Source organism: Rhizobium beringeri, from assembly GCF_004306515.1.
GTDB classification, from domain to species: Bacteria; Pseudomonadota; Alphaproteobacteria; order Rhizobiales; family Rhizobiaceae; genus Rhizobium; species Rhizobium beringeri.
In genome coordinates this window covers 175790-191515 of sequence record NZ_SILG01000001.1, presented here as the reverse complement: position 1 = coordinate 191515, position 15726 = coordinate 175790, and the positions used below count along the sequence as shown (strand labels likewise).

Genomic DNA, 15726 nt, shown 5'->3' with positions numbered 1-15726 from the left:
ACAAGAAGGAACCTGAACATGTCCATGTTTCAAAAAATGCTCCTGGCCGTGGCCCTGACCAGCGGTATCGCCACGGCGGCGTCCGCTGCCGGAACCAATGAGCCTGCGGGGATCGAGACCGCAAAGCCGATGAGCAGCGCGGAAATCTATCGGCTCTACAACCAGAATTCCTGGATGTGGAAAGCCGGCGCCGGCTACTTCTCCACAAAGGCGCGTCGCTTTACCGCCTGGTCGCGGGAAAATGGCTCGCCGTCCTTCGGCAAGGGCCGCTGGTTCATCACGGAGTCGGGTAAACTCTGCTTCAACGCCGACTGGCACGCCAAGACCGGAACGGCGACGGCAATCACCTGCTTCAGCCACCGCAAGAAGGGCGGCCTGATCTATCAGAAACGCGAACCGGACGGTCAATGGTACGTTTTCAAGAGGGCACCGGCACAAGCCACCGACGAATTCGCTAAGCTTCGCCACGGCGACTACGTGAGTTCTCAATTGGGGAGAATTGAGACGAGCGTCAGTAAGACCAAATAAAGGCGAAGCTAGGGGTTGCGCGCGGCCGAGGCGCCATCTGTGTCCTTGTAGGAGCCGATGCCTGCGCGCAACCCTTTTCATAAAAGATCACGAAGCGCCTTCAAAAGGCGGCGAAAGGCCTGAGGGTGAGTGGAGCGGGTGAAGGGAATCGAACCCTCGTATTCAGCTTGGGAAGCTGCTGCTCTACCATTGAGCTACACCCGCGATGAAGCGAGATTTCCAACAGATGGGGGCCGCTGTCAAGTCGCGCTGGATGCGACGCCTCAGATGCGGAAGTGCTTCGACAGTTTAAGGCCCTGGGCCTGGTAGTTGGAGCCGAGGCCGGAGCCGTAGAGGCTGGCGGGCTTTTCCTGCATGTGTTCGTAGACGAGGCGGCCGACGATCTGGCCGTCTTCGAGGATGAACGGCACTTCGTGGCTGCGCACTTCGAGCACGGCACGGCTGCCGCGCCCGCCGGCAGGCGCATGGCCGAAGCCCGGATCGAAGAAGCCGGCATAATGGACGCGGAATTCGCCGACCAGCGGATCGAAGGGGGTCATCTCGGCTGCGTAATCCGGCGGCACGTGCACCGCCTCGCGCGAGACGAGGATATAGAACTCATCGGGATCGAGGATCAGCTCGTTACGGCCGCGGCTGTGGAGCGGTTCCCAGAAATCGAAGAGGTCGTGCTCGGCCTTCTTGTCGACGTCGACGACGGCAGTGTGATGTTTGCCGCGATAACCGATCAGGCCGTCCTTGTCTCCGGCAAGGTCGATCGACAGGGCGATGCCGCCGCCTGATACGTTCGGCAGCTTGCTGGCGACCAGCGTCTCGCTCTCGTGCAGCTTCAAAAGTTCCGGCTCGCCGAGCAGCGCCTGGCCAACGCGGAAACGAATCTGCGACAGGCGTGAGCCGCGGCGCACGACGATCGGGAAGGTGCGCGGGCTGATTTCGAGATAGAGCGGGCCGGCATAGCCTGCCGGGATCTTGTCGAATTCCTGGGCGTAATCGGTGATGACGCGGGTGAAGATATCAAGGCGCCCGGTCGAGCTCTTCGGATTGGCCGAGGCCGACATGTCGACCGGCAGCGCTAAGCTCTCCATCAGCGGCACTATGTAGACGCAGCCGGTTTCGAGCACCGCGCCTTCGGACAGGTCGATCACGTGCAGGCTCAGCCGGTCGAGCTTGTCGGAAACCAGATGCGAGGGGCCCGGCATGAAGCTGGCGCGCACGCGAAAAGCCTTGCCGCCCAAGCGCAGGTCGAGGCTTGCCGGCTGGATCTGGTCGCGGTCCAGCTCCCTCTCGGAGATCAGACGCCCCGTTTCGAACAGCGCGGAGATCGCGCGATCCGCCAGAATTCCCGTTTCGCGAGCCATCATGCCTCATCCATCATTTGCCGCCGACAAAACCAAACTCGGGGAATTGACGCAAGCAGCTAACAGCAGTATTGCAGAATTATCCCGTGGTGATTTGGCCGGTCGGCTTGCAGCCACGTTAAACAAGTGGCTAAAAAGACCGGGTTGAAACCGGTCTGCTTTTGCGACCGGTTTTTTTGTTATGTGAAGGTGATGGCATGAGCAAGACCTGGCGCCCGGCAACCCAACTCGTCCACGGTGGCACGCTGCGTTCGCAATATGGCGAGACGTCCGAGGCAATCTATCTCACGCAAGGTTTCGTCTACGAGACGTCGGAGGCGGCCGAAGCCCGCTTCAAGGGCGAGACGGAGGGCTTCATCTACGCCCGCTACGGCAGCCCCACCAACGACATGTTCGAAAAGCGTATGTGCATGCTCGAAGGCGCCGAAGACGCCCGCGCCACCGCTTCCGGCATGGCCGCCGTCACCGCGGCGATCCTCTGCCAGCTGAAATCAGGCGATCATATCGTCGCGGCGCGCGCCCTGTTCGGCTCCTGCCGCTGGGTCGTCGAGACGCTGGCGCCGAAGTACGGCATCGAATGCACGCTGATCGACGGCCGGGATCTCGCAAACTGGGAAAAGGCGATCACGCCGAAGACCAAGGTGTTCTTCCTGGAAAGCCCGACCAACCCGACGCTCGAAGTGATCGATATCGCCGGTGTCGCCAAGCTCGCCAACCAGATCGGCGCCAAGGTCGTCGTCGACAACGTCTTTGCGACACCGCTCTTCCAGAAGCCGTTGGAGCTCGGCGCCCATATCGTCGTTTATTCCGCCACCAAGCATATTGACGGCCAGGGCCGCTGCCTCGGCGGCGTCGTGCTTTCCGACAAGGAATGGATCGACGAGAACCTGCACGACTATTTCCGCCATACCGGTCCGGCGATGTCGCCGTTCAATGCCTGGACTTTGCTGAAGGGCATCGAGACGCTGCCGCTGCGCGTGCGCCAGCAGACCGAGAATGCGGCGAAGATCGCTGATTTCCTGGCTGAGCAAGGCAAGGTCGCCAAGGTGATCTATCCCGGCCGCAAGGACCATCCGCAGGCCGATATCATCGCCAAGCAGATGACCGGCGGCTCGACGCTGGTCGCCTTCGAGCTGAAGGGCGGCAAGGATGCGGCCTTTGCGCTGCAGAACGCGTTGGAGATCGTCAAGATCTCCAACAATCTCGGCGACAGCAAGAGCCTGATCACCCATCCGGCGACGACGACGCACAAGAACCTGACGGAAGAGGCACGCGCCGAACTCGGCATCTCGCCTGGCACGGTCCGCCTTTCGGCCGGCATCGAGGATACCGATGACCTGATCGAGGATTTCGCGCGGGCGCTTGCCAAGGTTTCGGCCTGATCTAGGATAAAGGCGGCCGGACCTCATCTGGGGTTCGGCCGTGCCGGACCTCACTAAAGCGCGTCGCAATTCGCTCCTCGCGCTTTAGTTTTTGTTTTTACGCATGTCGTTATCGCAAAACCGCTGCAAACTTTTGCGCGACATGCTTAGGGTTCGGTCGGATCAGCCCGCGGAACCGCGGAACAAGTTTGCCCGCCGCGGCGTTCCGAAACGGAATTAACACTGACAATTAGGCTTAACGATCGAAAACCCTTCGGATCACGGCCGTTTTAGCGATGATAATTGTTCCGTTTCTTGACGGACAGGGCCTCTTATAAGATACGGGTAACATATCTTGACTAAGGTGCAAGGCATGTATCGCGCCCTCACAAGAGACATCGAAGTTGTAGTCGAACCGTTCTATCTGGAGGAGCAATCCGATCCGGATGACGATCGCTATGTCTGGGGTTACCGGATTGTTATCAGCAACAATTCCGGCATAGCCGTTCGCCTGGTCAACCGTTACTGGAACATCACCGATCAGAACGGACAGGTAGACGAGGTCACCGGTCCCGGCGTCGTCGGCGAGCAGCCGCGGCTCAGCCCCGGCGACACCTATGAATATTCCTCCGGCTGCCCACTCGACACGCCCTCAGGGCTGATGTTCGGCCATTACCAGATGGAAACGGATGAAGGCGAGATGTTCGATGTCGACATCCCAGCCTTCTCGCTGGATTCACCGGGGCTGCTGCGCGTGCTTAACTGAGGCGCATCAATTGAGACGTCATATTCCGTCAGCGCCACGTTCCTGAGACGTCTTCGACGCCCGGCTCCTGGGGGATTGCCGAGGCCTGCCCCTCATCCGCCCTACGGGCACCTTTGTCCCCGCTCTTTCGGGGCGAAGGGGACGTGTCGCGACCTCTCCGTTCCCCACCAACCTTTCGCAGGGCACGTCCCCTCGCCCCGTTTTTACGGGGAGAGGGTTAGGGTGAGGGGCAGCCATTCGCGCCAACCGGACAGCAGTGGTGTCAACTATTCAGCCGGCTGAAGCTCGGCCGGCTCGAAGCGGTAGGTGGTCGAGCAGAATTCGCAGGTGACGGCGATTTCGCCGTTTTCTTGGCTGGCCTCGATCTCTTCGGCCGAAAAACCCTTCAGCACGCCCTTGATCTTGTCGCGCGAGCAGCTGCAGCGATCGAAGACGGCGCGCGGTTCGTAGACGCGGACGCCGCGCTCGTGGAACAGGCGAAACAGCAGCCGTTCGGTGCCGACAAGCGGATCGGTCAGTTCATCGGCGTCGATGGTCTCGACCAGGGAACGGGCTTCGACCCAGGCATCGTCCTCGCCATGCGGGCGGCTGCCGGTGTCGCCGTCGCCGCCGTGGAGATCCGGCTGGCGCATGCGCTCCGGCGCTTCCGGCAGGAACTGGGCGACGAGGCCGCCGGCCCGCCAGCGATGGCGCGGCTTGCCCGCATCGTCGCGATCGAAGAGTTCGGCCGCGGCGAGGCGCACGCGCGTCGGGATCTGCTCCGACTGGCGGAAATAGACGCCGGCAATTTCTTCCAGCGTGGTGCCGTCGAGCGCGACGATGCCCTGGTAAGGCTGGCTGAACTTGCCCTGGTCGATGGTGAAGGCGAGCACGCCCTTGCCGAGCAGTTGCTCCGGCTCGGTTTCACCAGACTCGATCGCCTTGTTGAGCAGCGCCTGATCGAAACGGGCATAGGCGCGGACGTTTTCCGGCGTCGAGAAATCGGCGACGAGAAGATCGACCGGGCCATCGCCCTTGGTCTGCACCGTGAACTTGCCGTCGAACTTCAGCGAGGTGCCGAGCAGCACCGTCAGCACGACGACTTCGGCAAGCAGCCGGGCAACGGGTGCGGGATAATGATGGCGCTCGAGGATCGCATCGAGCATCGGGCCGAGCTGGACGGCGCGGCCGCGCACATCCAGCCCCTCCACCTGGAAGGGGACGACATGGTCATCGCCGGCGAAATCAAACTGGCCGAGGGCGGCTGCAGCTTCTGCCATGGCTTTCACTCCTAGTTTTCAGAGCGATGGGCCAGCGTGCCCTTCGCTCACGCGGTCGCGAGTTTGTGACTCGCGACGTCCGATTATGGTTCAGATCGCGCCCAGGCACCAAGCAAGAATCGACTTCTGCGCATGAAGACGGTTTTCCGCCTCATCGAAGACCACGGATTGCGGACCGTCGATCACTTCGTCCGTCACTTCCTCACCGCGATGGGCGGGCAGGCAGTGCATGAACAATGCATCATTGCCGGCTTTCGCCATCAAGGCCGCATTGACCTGATAAGGCTGGAAGACATTGTGACCCCGGGCCCGATGTTCCTGATTCATGGAGACCCAGGTATCGGTCACCACGCAATCGACGCCGGCGACCGCACGGTCGGCATCATGGCAGAGCATGATTTCGGCGCCCTCATTGCGGGCCCAGTTCAGATAGTGATCCTTGGGCTCGGAGCCAAGGGGTACGGCCATGTTCATGCGGTAGCCGAAACGCGCGGCACCCTCGACCAGCGAATGCAGCACATTGTTGCCGTCGCCGGTCCAGGCGATGGTCTTGCCCTTGATCGGGCCGCGGTGCTCTTCGAAGGTCATGATGTCGGCCATGATCTGGCAGGGATGGGTGTCATCCGTCAGCGCATTGATGACAGGCACGGTCGCATGCTCGGCAAGCTCGACCAGCCGCGAATGTTCGGTGGTGCGGATCATGATCGCATCGACATAACGCGACAGCACCTTGGCGGTGTCGCCGATCGTCTCGGCGCGGCCGAGCTGCATCTCGGTGCCGGACAGGAACAGCGTTTCGCCGCCGAGTTGGCGCATGCCGACGTCGAAGGAGACGCGGGTGCGCGTCGAGGGCTTCTCGAAGATCATCGCCAGCATCTTGCCGGCGAGCGGCTTGTCGCCCGTGCCGGCCTTGAAGGCCTGCTTGCGGGCGAGCGCATCGTTCATGATGGTTCTGAGATCGGCTGATGTGACCGCCGAAAGATCGAGAAAATGTTTAGGAGCCATAGTCTTCTTACCTGTGCTGCGCCCGAAGGCGGCAATCTCTTCAAGCCGTCTTCTTGACCTTGGAGGCGCGAATGCTCTCGGCGGCGCGCTCGATGCGGGCAAGGCCCTCGCGGGCTTCCTCGGCGGTGACCACGAGGGGCGGAAGAAGGCGGATGACATTGTCGCCGGCGGGCACGCCGAGCAGATGCGCGGCGCGGATCGCCTGCAGCAGCTCGGCCGAGGGAACGGCAGCCTTGATGCCGAGCAACAGCCCCTCGCCTCTGATATCTTCGATCACATCGGGGTAGCGATCCTTCAGTGAGGCGAGGCCCTGGCGGAAGACCAGTGCTACATCGCGCACATGCTGGAGGAAGTCATCGGCAAGGATGATGTCGAGCACGGCGCTGCCGACGGCCATGGCGAGCGGATTGCCGCCATAGGTCGAGCCATGCGTGCCGGCCTTCATGCCGGAGGCGGCTTCGGCGGTGGCAAGGCAAGCGCCGAGCGGGAAACCGCCGCCGATGCCCTTGGCGACAGCCATGATGTCGGGGGTCACGCCCGACCATTCATGGGCGAAGAGCTTGCCGGTGCGGCCGACGCCGGTCTGAACCTCGTCGAGGATCAGCAGCAGGTCGTTGTCGTCGCAGAGCTGGCGGAGCGCCTTCATGAATTCGGTGGTGGCAGGACGGACGCCGCCCTCGCCCTGCACCGGCTCGATGAGAATTCCAGCCGTGACATCGGTGATTGCGGCGCGGACCGCTTCGATGTCGCCGAAAGGCACCTGATCGAAACCTGGCGCCTTGGGGCCGAAGCCTTCGAGATATTTCTCCTGGCCGCCGGCGGCGATGGTCGCCAGCGTCCGTCCGTGGAAGGCGCCTTCGAAGGTGATGATATGGAAGCGCTCTGGATGACCCTTGGAAAACTGATAGCGGCGCGCCGTCTTGATCGCGCATTCGAGCGCCTCGGCACCCGAATTGGTGAAGAACACCTTGTCGGCGAAGGTGGCGTCCGTCAGCCGTTTTGCCAGACGCTCCTGGCCGGGGATCTCATAGATGTTCGACAGGTGCCAGACCTTATCGGCCTGTTCCTTCAGCGCGCCCACAACATGCGGATTGCTATGGCCGACGGAGGTGACGGCAACGCCGGCGCCGAAATCGAGATATCGCTCGCCGCTTTCGGTGATCAGCCACACGCCCTCGCCTCGCTCGAACCGCAGCGGGGCACGAGAATAGGTGTCATAAAGCGGCGCGGCTTCAGCCATGGCGCGATCTCCATCAAAGTTGCCGGGCAATGACTCCGGCTAAGGAAACCAGGCCCGAAAAATCAAAAATGCCGCCTTGCGGCGGCGAGGGGCACTATTTCCTTTTCGCGCTGCAATGTCAACAAAACTGCGCCCTTAGCGTATGCAGCAAGGGTGTACAGCGGCAATTTCAGTCTTCAACAGGCATTATTGCAGAAATGCCACGCAGGGGCAGCAAGTTGGGGAAAACTACGAAATCGATTCATCCGGATTCATGCGACTCTTGTCACGGAGTCAGCCTCACACTAGGTTAAAGATCAATTACTAGACTGCATGCGGCGGAACTAGTCACCAAAATTGATCAAGCGTTTCTTGTTTCGGAGCTCCCGGGACAACGGTGAGGGATTCTGCCATCACCAACGCAAAAGGTGGAGACAGGGCATGAACTGGACAGACGAGCGGGTCGAGAAACTCAAGAAACTTTGGGCCGAAGGACTGAGCGCCAGCCAGATCGCTGCGCAGCTTGGCGGAGTCAGCAGAAACGCGGTCATCGGTAAAGTGCACCGGCTGAGCCTGCCGGGCCGCGCCAAGGCCGGCGGCACCAACACCGCGGCACGAACGCCGAAGCGCAATACATCGGCGCCGCGCGCGCCGAACTACACCTCACGGGTCGCCACTCGCACCGTTACCCGCCAGCAGGGCGCGACCATGCTGAAGGAAGAGATCGAGATCGAAACGATCGAGGAAATGGAATACGTGCCGAGAGGCAACGTGGTCGTGCCGATTTCCCGACGCCTCGGCCTGACGGAACTGACCGAACGCACCTGCAAGTGGCCGGTCGGCGATCCCCTGAAGGACGACTTCCATTTCTGCGGCTGCGAATCCCCCGACAATTCGCCCTATTGCAGCTACCACCAGAAGCTCGCCTACCAGCCGGTCAACGAACGCCGCCGGGCAGCAGCGCGGGCCAGCTGAGCGGCGTGACCATCGTTAGAATGCAGAAAACGGGCCGAGCGGCCCGTTTTTTTATGCGATTTTGGTTCGTACCGGTGGCTGCCCCTCATCCGGCTGCCGCTACCACCGGGGTCGAGCCACGGGTCTCGACCCGTCCTTCGGCCCCCTTAACCGGGGCGAAGGGGATATGCCGCGACCTCTCCATTCCCACTCACCTCTCATAGGGCACGGCCCCTCTCCCCGTTTTTACGGGGAGAGGGTTAGGGTGAGGGGCCGCCACTAGAGTGAACGGAATGGCAGTGGACTTGTCCCGAGCATGACGAAAGAGCCGTCGGCCGAGCGGCAGCCCTCAGGCTTCCATCGAATAACCGGCGCCGCGGACGGTGCGGATGACGTCCTGCATGTTGGAAAAATTTAGCGCCTTACGCAGGCGGCCGACATGGACGTCGACGGTGCGCTCGTCGACATAGATGTCGTGGCCCCAGACGCCGTCGAGAAGCTGTGAGCGGGAGAAGACCCGGCCCGGCGACGACATCAGGAATTCCAGCAGGCGGAATTCGGTGGGGCCGAGGCGGACTTCGCGGGTTTTGCGATGGACGCGATGGGTCTCGCGGTCGAGCTCGATGTCACCACATTTCAGGACCGTGGACAGCACCTCGGGACGGGCGCGCCGCAGCATCGCTTTGACGCGGGCAACGAGTTCCGGGGTCGAGAAGGGCTTGACGACATAATCGTCGGCGCCCGTCGACAATCCGCGAACACGCTCGCTCTCTTCGCCGCGCGCCGTCAGCATGATGATCGGCAGGCGCTCGGTTTCCGGCCGCATGCGCAGGCGCCGGCAGAGCTCGATGCCGGAGACGCCGGGCAACATCCAATCGAGGATGAGAAGATCGGGCGTGCGCTCCTGAAGCCGCATTTCGGCTTCGTCGCCACGAAGGATGGTATCGACCTCGAAGCCTTCCGCTTCGAGATTGTAGCGAAGAAGCACGCTGAGGGCTTCCTCGTCTTCAACAACTGCAACTCTCGGGATCATGCGTGTCGGTCTCCTCGCGCATGATCCTTAAATCGGGAGTGATTTAAGCACTGCATCCTGCGCAAAATCAGAATTGGCTGCGACCTCTTGCGCGCCCGGATGGGCGCGCACGCAAGCGGCGGGTGTGGGCGGTTATTCGGTGACCGCGCCGACGGTGTTGGCGCTGTCGTCCTTCGGACGGTCGCCTTCCGGCTGCGCGCCTGTCGTCATGTAAAAGATCGTCTCGGCGATGTTGGTGGCGTGGTCGCCGATGCGCTCGATGTTCTTGGCGCAGAAGAGAAGATGCGTGCAGCTGGTGATGTTGCGCGGATCTTCCATCATGTAAGTCAGGAGCTCGCGAAACAGCGAGGTGTACATCGCGTCGATCTCGTTGTCGCGTTCGCGGATCGCATTCGCCTTGTCGGCGGAACGATTGGTGTAGACATCGAGCACTTCCTTGAGCTGGACGAGCGCCAGCTCGGACAGATGCTCGAGGCCGCGGGCGAGCTTGCGGGGAACGCCGGTGCTTTGGACGGCGATGACGCGCTTGGCGGTGTTCTTGCCGAGGTCGCCAACGCGTTCGAGATCGGCGGCGATGCGGATCGAACCCATGATTTCGCGCAGGTCCGAAGCCATCGGCTGACGGCGGGCGATGGTGACGATCGCCTTGTCGCCGATTTCGCGTTCGGCGTGATCGAGGATCACGTCGTCCGAAATGACCTTCTGCGCCAGCGCGGTATCGCCGTTGACGAGGGCGCGTACGGATTCACTGACCATCTGCTCGGCCAGGCCGCCCATTTCGGAAATCCGCCTGGACAGGAACTTCAAATCATCATCATAGGCAGAAAAAATATGTGTCGATGCCATGGGGCTTTATCCTCGAATAACGGGAAGGCTTGATGTCGCCAAAATCAGCCGAAGCGACCCATGATGTAATCCTGGGTGCGCGGATCGTCGGGATTGGTGAACATCTTGTCGGTGTCGTTCTCCTCGACGAGGTTGCCGAGGTGGAACATGGCGGTGCGCTGCGAGACGCGCGCGGCCTGCTGCATGGAGTGGGTGACGATGACGATCGTGTAGTTCTCGCGCAGCTCGTGGATCAGCTCCTCGACCTTGGCGGTAGCGATCGGGTCGAGCGCCGAGCAGGGCTCGTCCATCAGGATGACTTCAGGGCTGACGGCAACGGCACGCGCAATGCAGAGGCGCTGCTGCTGACCGCCCGACAGGCCGGTGCCGGACTCGTGCACGCGATCCTTGACCTCGTTCCAGAGGCCGGCGCGCTGCAGGCTGGTCTCGACGATCTGGTCGAGATCGGCCTTCGACTTGGCAAGGCCATGGATGCGCGGGCCGTAGGAGACGTTTTCGTAGATCGTCTTCGGGAACGGGTTCGGCTTCTGGAAGACCATGCCGACGCGGGCGCGAAGTTCGACGACGTCGATATCGGGATCATAGATATCGTCGGTGTCGAGGGTGATCTTGCCGGTGACGCGGCAGCCGTCGATCGTGTCGTTCATGCGGTTGAGGCTCCGCAGGAAGGTCGACTTGCCGCAGCCGGACGGGCCGATCAGGGCGGTTACGGTGTTTTCGCGGACGTTCAGGTTCACATCGAAAAGCGCGCGCTTCTCGCCGTAGTAAACCGAGACATCCTTTCCGATCATCTTATACGGGACGTTGCTCATCTTGTGATCCAGCGCCTTTTCAACTGCAGCTTCCGTCAACATGTTCATGATGTGTAACTCCGTTTACCAGCGGCGCTCGAAGCGACGACGCAAGAGGATGGCGCCCATGTTCATGACGATCAGGAACAGGAGCAGGACGATGATGGCACCCGAAGTACGCTCAACGAAGGCACGTTCGGCCTCGTTGGCCCACATATAGACCTGTACGGGCAGAGCCGTCGAGGGATCGAGCGGTGTCGTCGGCGCGTTGGCGACGAAGGCGACCATGCCGATCAAGAGCAGCGGCGCGGTTTCGCCGAGCGCATGCGCCAGGCCGATGATCGTGCCGGTGAGGATGCCGGGCATGGCGAGCGGCAGAACATGGTGGAACACCATCTGCATCTTCGACGCACCGAGGCCGAGGGCTGCGGCGCGGATCGACGGCGGCACGGCGCGCAGTGCCGCACGCGTGGCGATGATGATCGTCGGCAGGGTCATCAGCGTCAGCACCAGGCCGCCGACCAGCGAGGCCGAGCGCGGCAGGCCGATGAAGTTGATGAAGACGGAAAGACCGAGCAGACCGTAGACGATGGAGGGAACCGCGGCGAGGTTGTTGATATTGACCTCGATCAGGTCCGTCAGCTTGTTCTTCGGCGCGAACTCCTCGAGATAGATCGAGGCGGCCACACCGATCGGCAGAGCGAGCACGAGCACGATCAGCATCAGATAGAGCGAGCCGATCAGGGCGACGCCAAGGCCTGCGGCCTCCGGACGGCTGGAATTGCCGTTGACGAAGAGGCCGGTGTTGAACTGCTTGTGGAGAGCGCCGCTCGCCTTAAGCTCGTTCATCCAGGCAACCTGCTTATCGTTGACCTTGCGGTTCTTCTCATCGACCGACAGGTCGATCTGGCCCTTGCTGGCGCTATCGACATTGGCGTCGGCGAGCACCGTGACATTGACCGTCTTGCCGATGAGCGACGGATCGGCGACGACCATGTCGCGGAGCTGGACCGGCGCACCCTTGGAGAGCATGGCGGATGCATCGCGCACATCGGGACGGCTCGAGGCATTGACGTTCAGCTGCTTGACGATCGCGTCGCGCAGGAGAACCGGGTAGTTGGCGGCGATCAGCACCGAAGGGTCGGTCGCACGCTTATTGTTCGGGTCGATCGTCTTCTCGGAAAATTCGATCGGCAGGGTGATCGCCGTCTGCTGGAAGGCGGTATAGCCTTTGCCGATCACCGTCCACAACAGGATGAAGAGGAAGACGAGACCGAAGGTGATGGCGGCGATGCCATAGGCCTGGAACCGGCGCTCGGCGGCGTAGCGGCGCTTGATGCCGATATCGCGGCGCACTGGCGCCTTGGAAACGGTGACGCCTGATGTGGGAGAAACAATATCCGTCATTCGTACTGCTCCCGGTATTTGCGCACGATGTAGAGCGCATAGATATTGAGGCAAAGCGTGATGCAGAACAGCGTGATGCCAAGGGCAAAGGCAACCAGCGTCTGCGGCGAGGTGAACTCAAGGTCGCCAGTCAGCTGGTTGACAATCTTGACGGTCACCGTCGTCATCGGCTCGAAGGGGTTGATCTGGATGCGGGCGGCGACACCGGCGGCCAGCACGACGATCATGGTTTCGCCGATGGCGCGCGAGGCCGTCATCAGCAGCGCGCCGACGATGCCGGGAAGAGCGGCCGGCAAAACCACTTTCTTGATGGTTTCGGAGCGTGTGGCCCCAAGACCGAGCGAACCGTCACGCAGGGCGCGGGGCACAGCGGTGATGATGTCGTCCGACAGCGAGGACACGTAGGGGATCAGCATGATGCCCATGACGATGCCGGCCGTCAGAACGCTCTGCGCCTGGATGAAATTGCTGTAATTGCCGGACAGAAGGCCGCTGATCTGGGCGGAGAAATCGCGCAGGAACGGACCGACGGTGACGAGCGCGAAGAAGCCGTAGACGATCGTCGGAATGCCGGCGAGCACTTCGAGGAGCGGCTTGGCGATCGAGCGCACCCTCATCGAGGCGTATTCGGCCATGTAGATGGCGGCAAAGAGGCCGACCGGCACGGCGACCAGCATCGCGACCAGGCCGATATAGATCGTGCCGAGCAGCAGCGGGATGAGGCCGAACTGACCGAAGGACGAGCTGCCGGCGCCGGCAAAGCGCGGATCCCAGACGGTGCCGAAGAAGAAGTCCATGGCGGGAACGGCCGCAAAGAAGCGGGCGGCTTCCGACAGCATGGAGAGCACGATGCCGATCGTCGTCAGAATGGCGATCGAGGAGGCGAGCAGCAGGCCCCAGAGCATGACGCGCTCGACCCGGTTGCGGGCGCGGAAGCGCGGAGCGATGGAACGCAGGGCATAAAACGCGCCGGCAATGGCGAGAGCGAAGACAACAGCCGTCATGGCGATGCGGCTCGTCATGCTCATGGTGTTGAGCTTTTTGGCGGCGTCGAGCATGTAAGGCAGCGGCTGGCCGGCAAGCGGCACACCCTTTTCGAGGAGCTTGGCCTGCAGGGCTGCAGGATCGCTGGAGACCGCCGCAGCTTCATCCGCGGTCAGCATCGTCAGGCCGCGGGCGACCGTCGCCACCATCGAATAACCAAGATCCTGCTCGACCGAGGCTTGAGCCTTGATGTCGGCAGGGACAGCGCTGCGAACCGAGGACTGGATGATGCCGGGGCTGATGGAGAGCCAGAGGCAAAGGACGATGAGGGCGGGAAGAACCGCCCAGATCGCCGCATAGGCGCCGTAATAGGCCGGCCGTGAATGCAATGCGGAGGATCGGCCTCCGGCAAGCGCCGTGGCACGGTTGCGCGCGACCAGATAGGCGGCGGCTCCGATCACCACAATGCACAAAAGTATGATGGATGTGCTCATTCGTTACGTCCCCAGGCCCGTAGCCCCAAAAAGCCCGGCAGCTTCATCAGCCTGCCTTCAGCTTCCACTCATGGAGAAGGAATTCCAACCCTGCAGCTCCAGAACCGCCGGCGCGCAGGGACATAAGGCAATGCCGGCGCGGGCTGAAAGGCACCGCGCCGGCAAAGTGATTACATGGACTTGCCTGCTTCGACGTCCTTGCGGATCGCGTCGCGTTCGGCATCCGGAGCGGCAACGAGGCCGTATTCGACGAGCGGGCTGTCGGGGCCGATCATCTGGTCGGATACGAAGAAGTTGACGTATTCCTTCAGGCCCGGAACGGCGCCGAGATGTGCCTTCTTGACGTAGAAGAACAGCGGGCGGGAAACCGGGTAGGTGCCGTTAGCGATCGTTTCCGTGGACGGAACGATACCGCTCATGCTCGCAACCTTGAGCTTGTCGGCGTTGTTTTCGTAGAAGGAAAGGCCGAATACGCCGACGCCGGTCTTGTTGGCGGCGATGCGTGCGAGGGTTTCCGGATAGTCGCCGTCGATGTCAACGGCAACGCCGTCCTTGCGGACTGCGACGCAGGCCTTGCCCTGGGCAGCCTTGTCGGCGATTTCCTTGGCGATGACGTCGGTTGCGCCAGAGGCCTTGCAGCCGGCGGCGAGAACGTTCTGTTCGAAGACTTCGCGGGTGCCGTGCTTTTCGCCCGGGATGTAGGCAGCGATATCAACAGCCGGAAGCTTCGGGTTGACTTCCGACCACTTCTTGTAGGGGTTGGCGACGAGCTTGCCGTCGACGACGACCTGGGCTGCGAGGGCCTTGTAGATGTCGGCAGGAACGTAGGCGACGTCAGGGTTGGAAGCGTCGGTTGCGAAGACGATGCCGTCGTAGCCGATCTTGACTTCCTGGATGTCGGTTACGCCGGCAGCCTTGCAGGCTTCGGCTTCGTTCTTGTTGATCGGACGCGAGGCGTTCGCAATGTCGATGGTGTCTTCGCCAACGCCCTTGCAGAATTCCTTCAGACCAGCGCCCGTGCCGCCGGATTCAACGACCGGCGTCTTGAAGTTGGTGAAGGTTTCGCCGAAGGATTCGGCAACGATCTTTGCGTAAGGCAGGACGGTGGACGAACCAGCAACCTGAATCTGGTCGCGGGCGACGGCAGCGCCAGCGAAAGCAGCAGTTGCAGCGAACGCGGCAACGGTGAGCTTGAAGGTGTTCATGTAAATCTCCCGGCATTTGGGCTTGTGTGAGTGCGGCCTTAGAGAGGCCCTCGCATTGCCTTTTTTCATCGGCGAGACTCTCTTAGCGCTTTAAGCACCGTCCTTTTATGTCAAAGGCGTGAAACATTTGTGACAGGTTAAGGCATTGATTTATAATCATATATTTTATATCGACCAATCAATCGTGTCGGCGAACGGCAAATTCTGGCCGGCAATCCACCTTGCGTTGTAAAAATCGTCTGCATTCGGCGACGGGTAGTGAAGTGGCGGCTTTCCGCTTCCGTCTTTTCATTAACGTCTGTTCCGCGTGATTTGCATCCGGCTGCCGTCACCGTCCTTCGGACCCTCCTAAACGGGGTAAAGGACATGCCGCAGCGTCTCGGCTCCCTCTTCTCCCCTCGGGGAGAAGGTGCCCGTAGGGCGGATGAGGGGGCCAGCGAAGCCGGTCTTTCCTATAACCCGTGCAGGCGTCGTCTCGACCATCGTCAAGGCCCTTGGGCAGGTGTCGCGGAATAGGTT

Annotated in this window: 14 protein-coding genes, 1 tRNA gene and 1 riboswitch; of the genes, 4 read left to right on the top strand and 11 right to left on the bottom strand. The window is 61.6% G+C overall.

Annotation, left to right across the window (positions count from 1 at the left end; genetic code table 11):
* The first annotated feature begins 18 nt into the window (after nucleotides 1-18).
* On the top strand, nucleotides 19-528 hold the full coding sequence (locus ELH03_RS01040) for a DUF995 domain-containing protein (protein WP_130765903.1): 510 nt from the start codon (nucleotides 19-21) through the stop codon (nucleotides 526-528).
* Between the two features lie 130 nt (nucleotides 529-658).
* On the opposite strand, the gene ELH03_RS01035 is transcribed toward ELH03_RS01040, so the two are convergent.
* Nucleotides 659-732: transfer RNA gene (locus ELH03_RS01035), tRNA-Gly, on the bottom strand.
* Between the two features lie 59 nt (nucleotides 733-791).
* Nucleotides 792-1886, bottom strand: coding sequence for a 2'-deoxycytidine 5'-triphosphate deaminase (locus ELH03_RS01030; RefSeq protein WP_003556209.1), 1095 nt, complete (start codon nucleotides 1884-1886; stop codon nucleotides 792-794).
* 73 nt (nucleotides 1887-1959) lie between these two features.
* A riboswitch (SAM riboswitch) is annotated at nucleotides 1960-2038 on the top strand.
* A 42-nt stretch (nucleotides 2039-2080) separates the two neighbouring features.
* Between ELH03_RS01030 and ELH03_RS01025 the strand changes: the two genes are divergently transcribed.
* Together ELH03_RS01025 and apaG are read left to right on the top strand one after the other, a co-directional pair.
* A complete protein-coding gene (locus tag ELH03_RS01025; protein ID WP_130765881.1) occupies nucleotides 2081-3265 on the top strand; it encodes an O-succinylhomoserine sulfhydrylase in 1185 nt (394 codons plus the stop codon).
* A gap of 352 nt (nucleotides 3266-3617) precedes the next feature.
* Nucleotides 3618-4010, top strand: coding sequence for a Co2+/Mg2+ efflux facilitator ApaG/CorD (apaG, locus tag ELH03_RS01020; protein WP_003556205.1), 393 nt, complete (start codon nucleotides 3618-3620; stop codon nucleotides 4008-4010).
* 266 nt (nucleotides 4011-4276) lie between these two features.
* Here the strand turns inward: apaG and ELH03_RS01015 are convergent, their stop codons facing one another.
* From ELH03_RS01015 to ELH03_RS01005, 3 genes are all read right to left on the bottom strand, one after another.
* Complete coding sequence (locus ELH03_RS01015) at nucleotides 4277-5269, bottom strand: Hsp33 family molecular chaperone (protein ID WP_130765880.1); 993 nt, start codon at nucleotides 5267-5269, stop codon at nucleotides 4277-4279.
* Between the two features lie 90 nt (nucleotides 5270-5359).
* Nucleotides 5360-6274, bottom strand: coding sequence for an ornithine carbamoyltransferase (gene argF / locus ELH03_RS01010; protein WP_128400906.1), 915 nt, complete (start codon nucleotides 6272-6274; stop codon nucleotides 5360-5362).
* 40 nt (nucleotides 6275-6314) lie between these two features.
* Nucleotides 6315-7514 (bottom strand): aspartate aminotransferase family protein, encoded by a 1200-nt coding sequence (locus ELH03_RS01005; RefSeq protein ID WP_130806639.1) that lies wholly within the window; start codon nucleotides 7512-7514, stop codon nucleotides 6315-6317.
* 420 nt (nucleotides 7515-7934) lie between these two features.
* Between ELH03_RS01005 and ELH03_RS01000 the strand changes: the two genes are divergently transcribed.
* The gene (locus tag ELH03_RS01000; protein WP_018244646.1) at nucleotides 7935-8468 is read left to right on the top strand and encodes a GcrA family cell cycle regulator; all 534 of its coding nucleotides are present in this window, start codon (nucleotides 7935-7937) and stop codon (nucleotides 8466-8468) included.
* A 328-nt stretch (nucleotides 8469-8796) separates the two neighbouring features.
* Here the strand turns inward: ELH03_RS01000 and phoB are convergent, their stop codons facing one another.
* From phoB to ELH03_RS00970, 6 genes are all read right to left on the bottom strand, one after another.
* Nucleotides 8797-9480 carry a phosphate regulon transcriptional regulator PhoB gene (phoB, locus tag ELH03_RS00995; protein ID WP_003545181.1) on the bottom strand — a complete coding sequence of 228 codons (684 nt, stop codon included), beginning with the start codon at nucleotides 9478-9480 and terminating at the stop codon, nucleotides 8797-8799.
* Between the two features lie 132 nt (nucleotides 9481-9612).
* Complete coding sequence (phoU, locus tag ELH03_RS00990) at nucleotides 9613-10326, bottom strand: phosphate signaling complex protein PhoU (protein ID WP_027666264.1); 714 nt, start codon at nucleotides 10324-10326, stop codon at nucleotides 9613-9615.
* A gap of 44 nt (nucleotides 10327-10370) precedes the next feature.
* A complete protein-coding gene (gene pstB / locus ELH03_RS00985) occupies nucleotides 10371-11186 on the bottom strand; it encodes a phosphate ABC transporter ATP-binding protein PstB (RefSeq protein WP_130685866.1) in 816 nt (271 codons plus the stop codon).
* 15 nt (nucleotides 11187-11201) lie between these two features.
* The gene (gene pstA / locus ELH03_RS00980) at nucleotides 11202-12524 is read right to left on the bottom strand and encodes a phosphate ABC transporter permease PstA (protein ID WP_130765878.1); all 1323 of its coding nucleotides are present in this window, start codon (nucleotides 12522-12524) and stop codon (nucleotides 11202-11204) included.
* The gene (gene pstC / locus ELH03_RS00975; RefSeq protein ID WP_130765877.1) at nucleotides 12521-14002 is read right to left on the bottom strand and encodes a phosphate ABC transporter permease subunit PstC; all 1482 of its coding nucleotides are present in this window, start codon (nucleotides 14000-14002) and stop codon (nucleotides 12521-12523) included. Before pstC ends, pstA begins: the two co-directional genes overlap by 4 nt.
* Nucleotides 14003-14172: 170 nt before the next feature.
* A complete protein-coding gene (locus ELH03_RS00970) occupies nucleotides 14173-15207 on the bottom strand; it encodes a substrate-binding domain-containing protein (protein WP_130765876.1) in 1035 nt (344 codons plus the stop codon).
* Nucleotides 15208-15726: the final 519 nt, after the last annotated feature.

Excerpts from the sequence above, each read along its gene's own strand:
- ELH03_RS01040 (WP_130765903.1), top strand. The coding sequence starts at position 19 with ATGTCCATGTTTCAAAAAATGCTCCTGGCCGTGGCCCTGACCAGCGGT.
- ELH03_RS01030 (WP_003556209.1), bottom strand. The coding sequence starts at position 1,886 with ATGATGGCTCGCGAAACGGGAATTCTGGCGGATCGCGCGATCTCCGCG.
- ELH03_RS01025 (WP_130765881.1), top strand. The coding sequence starts at position 2,081 with ATGAGCAAGACCTGGCGCCCGGCAACCCAACTCGTCCACGGTGGCACG.
- apaG (WP_003556205.1), top strand. The coding sequence starts at position 3,618 with ATGTATCGCGCCCTCACAAGAGACATCGAAGTTGTAGTCGAACCGTTC.
- ELH03_RS01015 (WP_130765880.1), bottom strand. The coding sequence starts at position 5,269 with ATGGCAGAAGCTGCAGCCGCCCTCGGCCAGTTTGATTTCGCCGGCGAT.
- argF (WP_128400906.1), bottom strand. The coding sequence starts at position 6,274 with ATGGCTCCTAAACATTTTCTCGATCTTTCGGCGGTCACATCAGCCGAT.
- ELH03_RS01005 (WP_130806639.1), bottom strand. The coding sequence starts at position 7,514 with ATGGCTGAAGCCGCGCCGCTTTATGACACCTATTCTCGTGCCCCGCTG.
- ELH03_RS01000 (WP_018244646.1), top strand. The coding sequence starts at position 7,935 with ATGAACTGGACAGACGAGCGGGTCGAGAAACTCAAGAAACTTTGGGCC.
- phoB (WP_003545181.1), bottom strand. The coding sequence starts at position 9,480 with ATGATCCCGAGAGTTGCAGTTGTTGAAGACGAGGAAGCCCTCAGCGTG.
- phoU (WP_027666264.1), bottom strand. The coding sequence starts at position 10,326 with ATGGCATCGACACATATTTTTTCTGCCTATGATGATGATTTGAAGTTC.
- pstB (WP_130685866.1), bottom strand. The coding sequence starts at position 11,186 with ATGAACATGTTGACGGAAGCTGCAGTTGAAAAGGCGCTGGATCACAAG.
- pstA (WP_130765878.1), bottom strand. The coding sequence starts at position 12,524 with ATGACGGATATTGTTTCTCCCACATCAGGCGTCACCGTTTCCAAGGCG.
- pstC (WP_130765877.1), bottom strand. The coding sequence starts at position 14,002 with ATGAGCACATCCATCATACTTTTGTGCATTGTGGTGATCGGAGCCGCC.
- ELH03_RS00970 (WP_130765876.1), bottom strand. The coding sequence starts at position 15,207 with ATGAACACCTTCAAGCTCACCGTTGCCGCGTTCGCTGCAACTGCTGCT.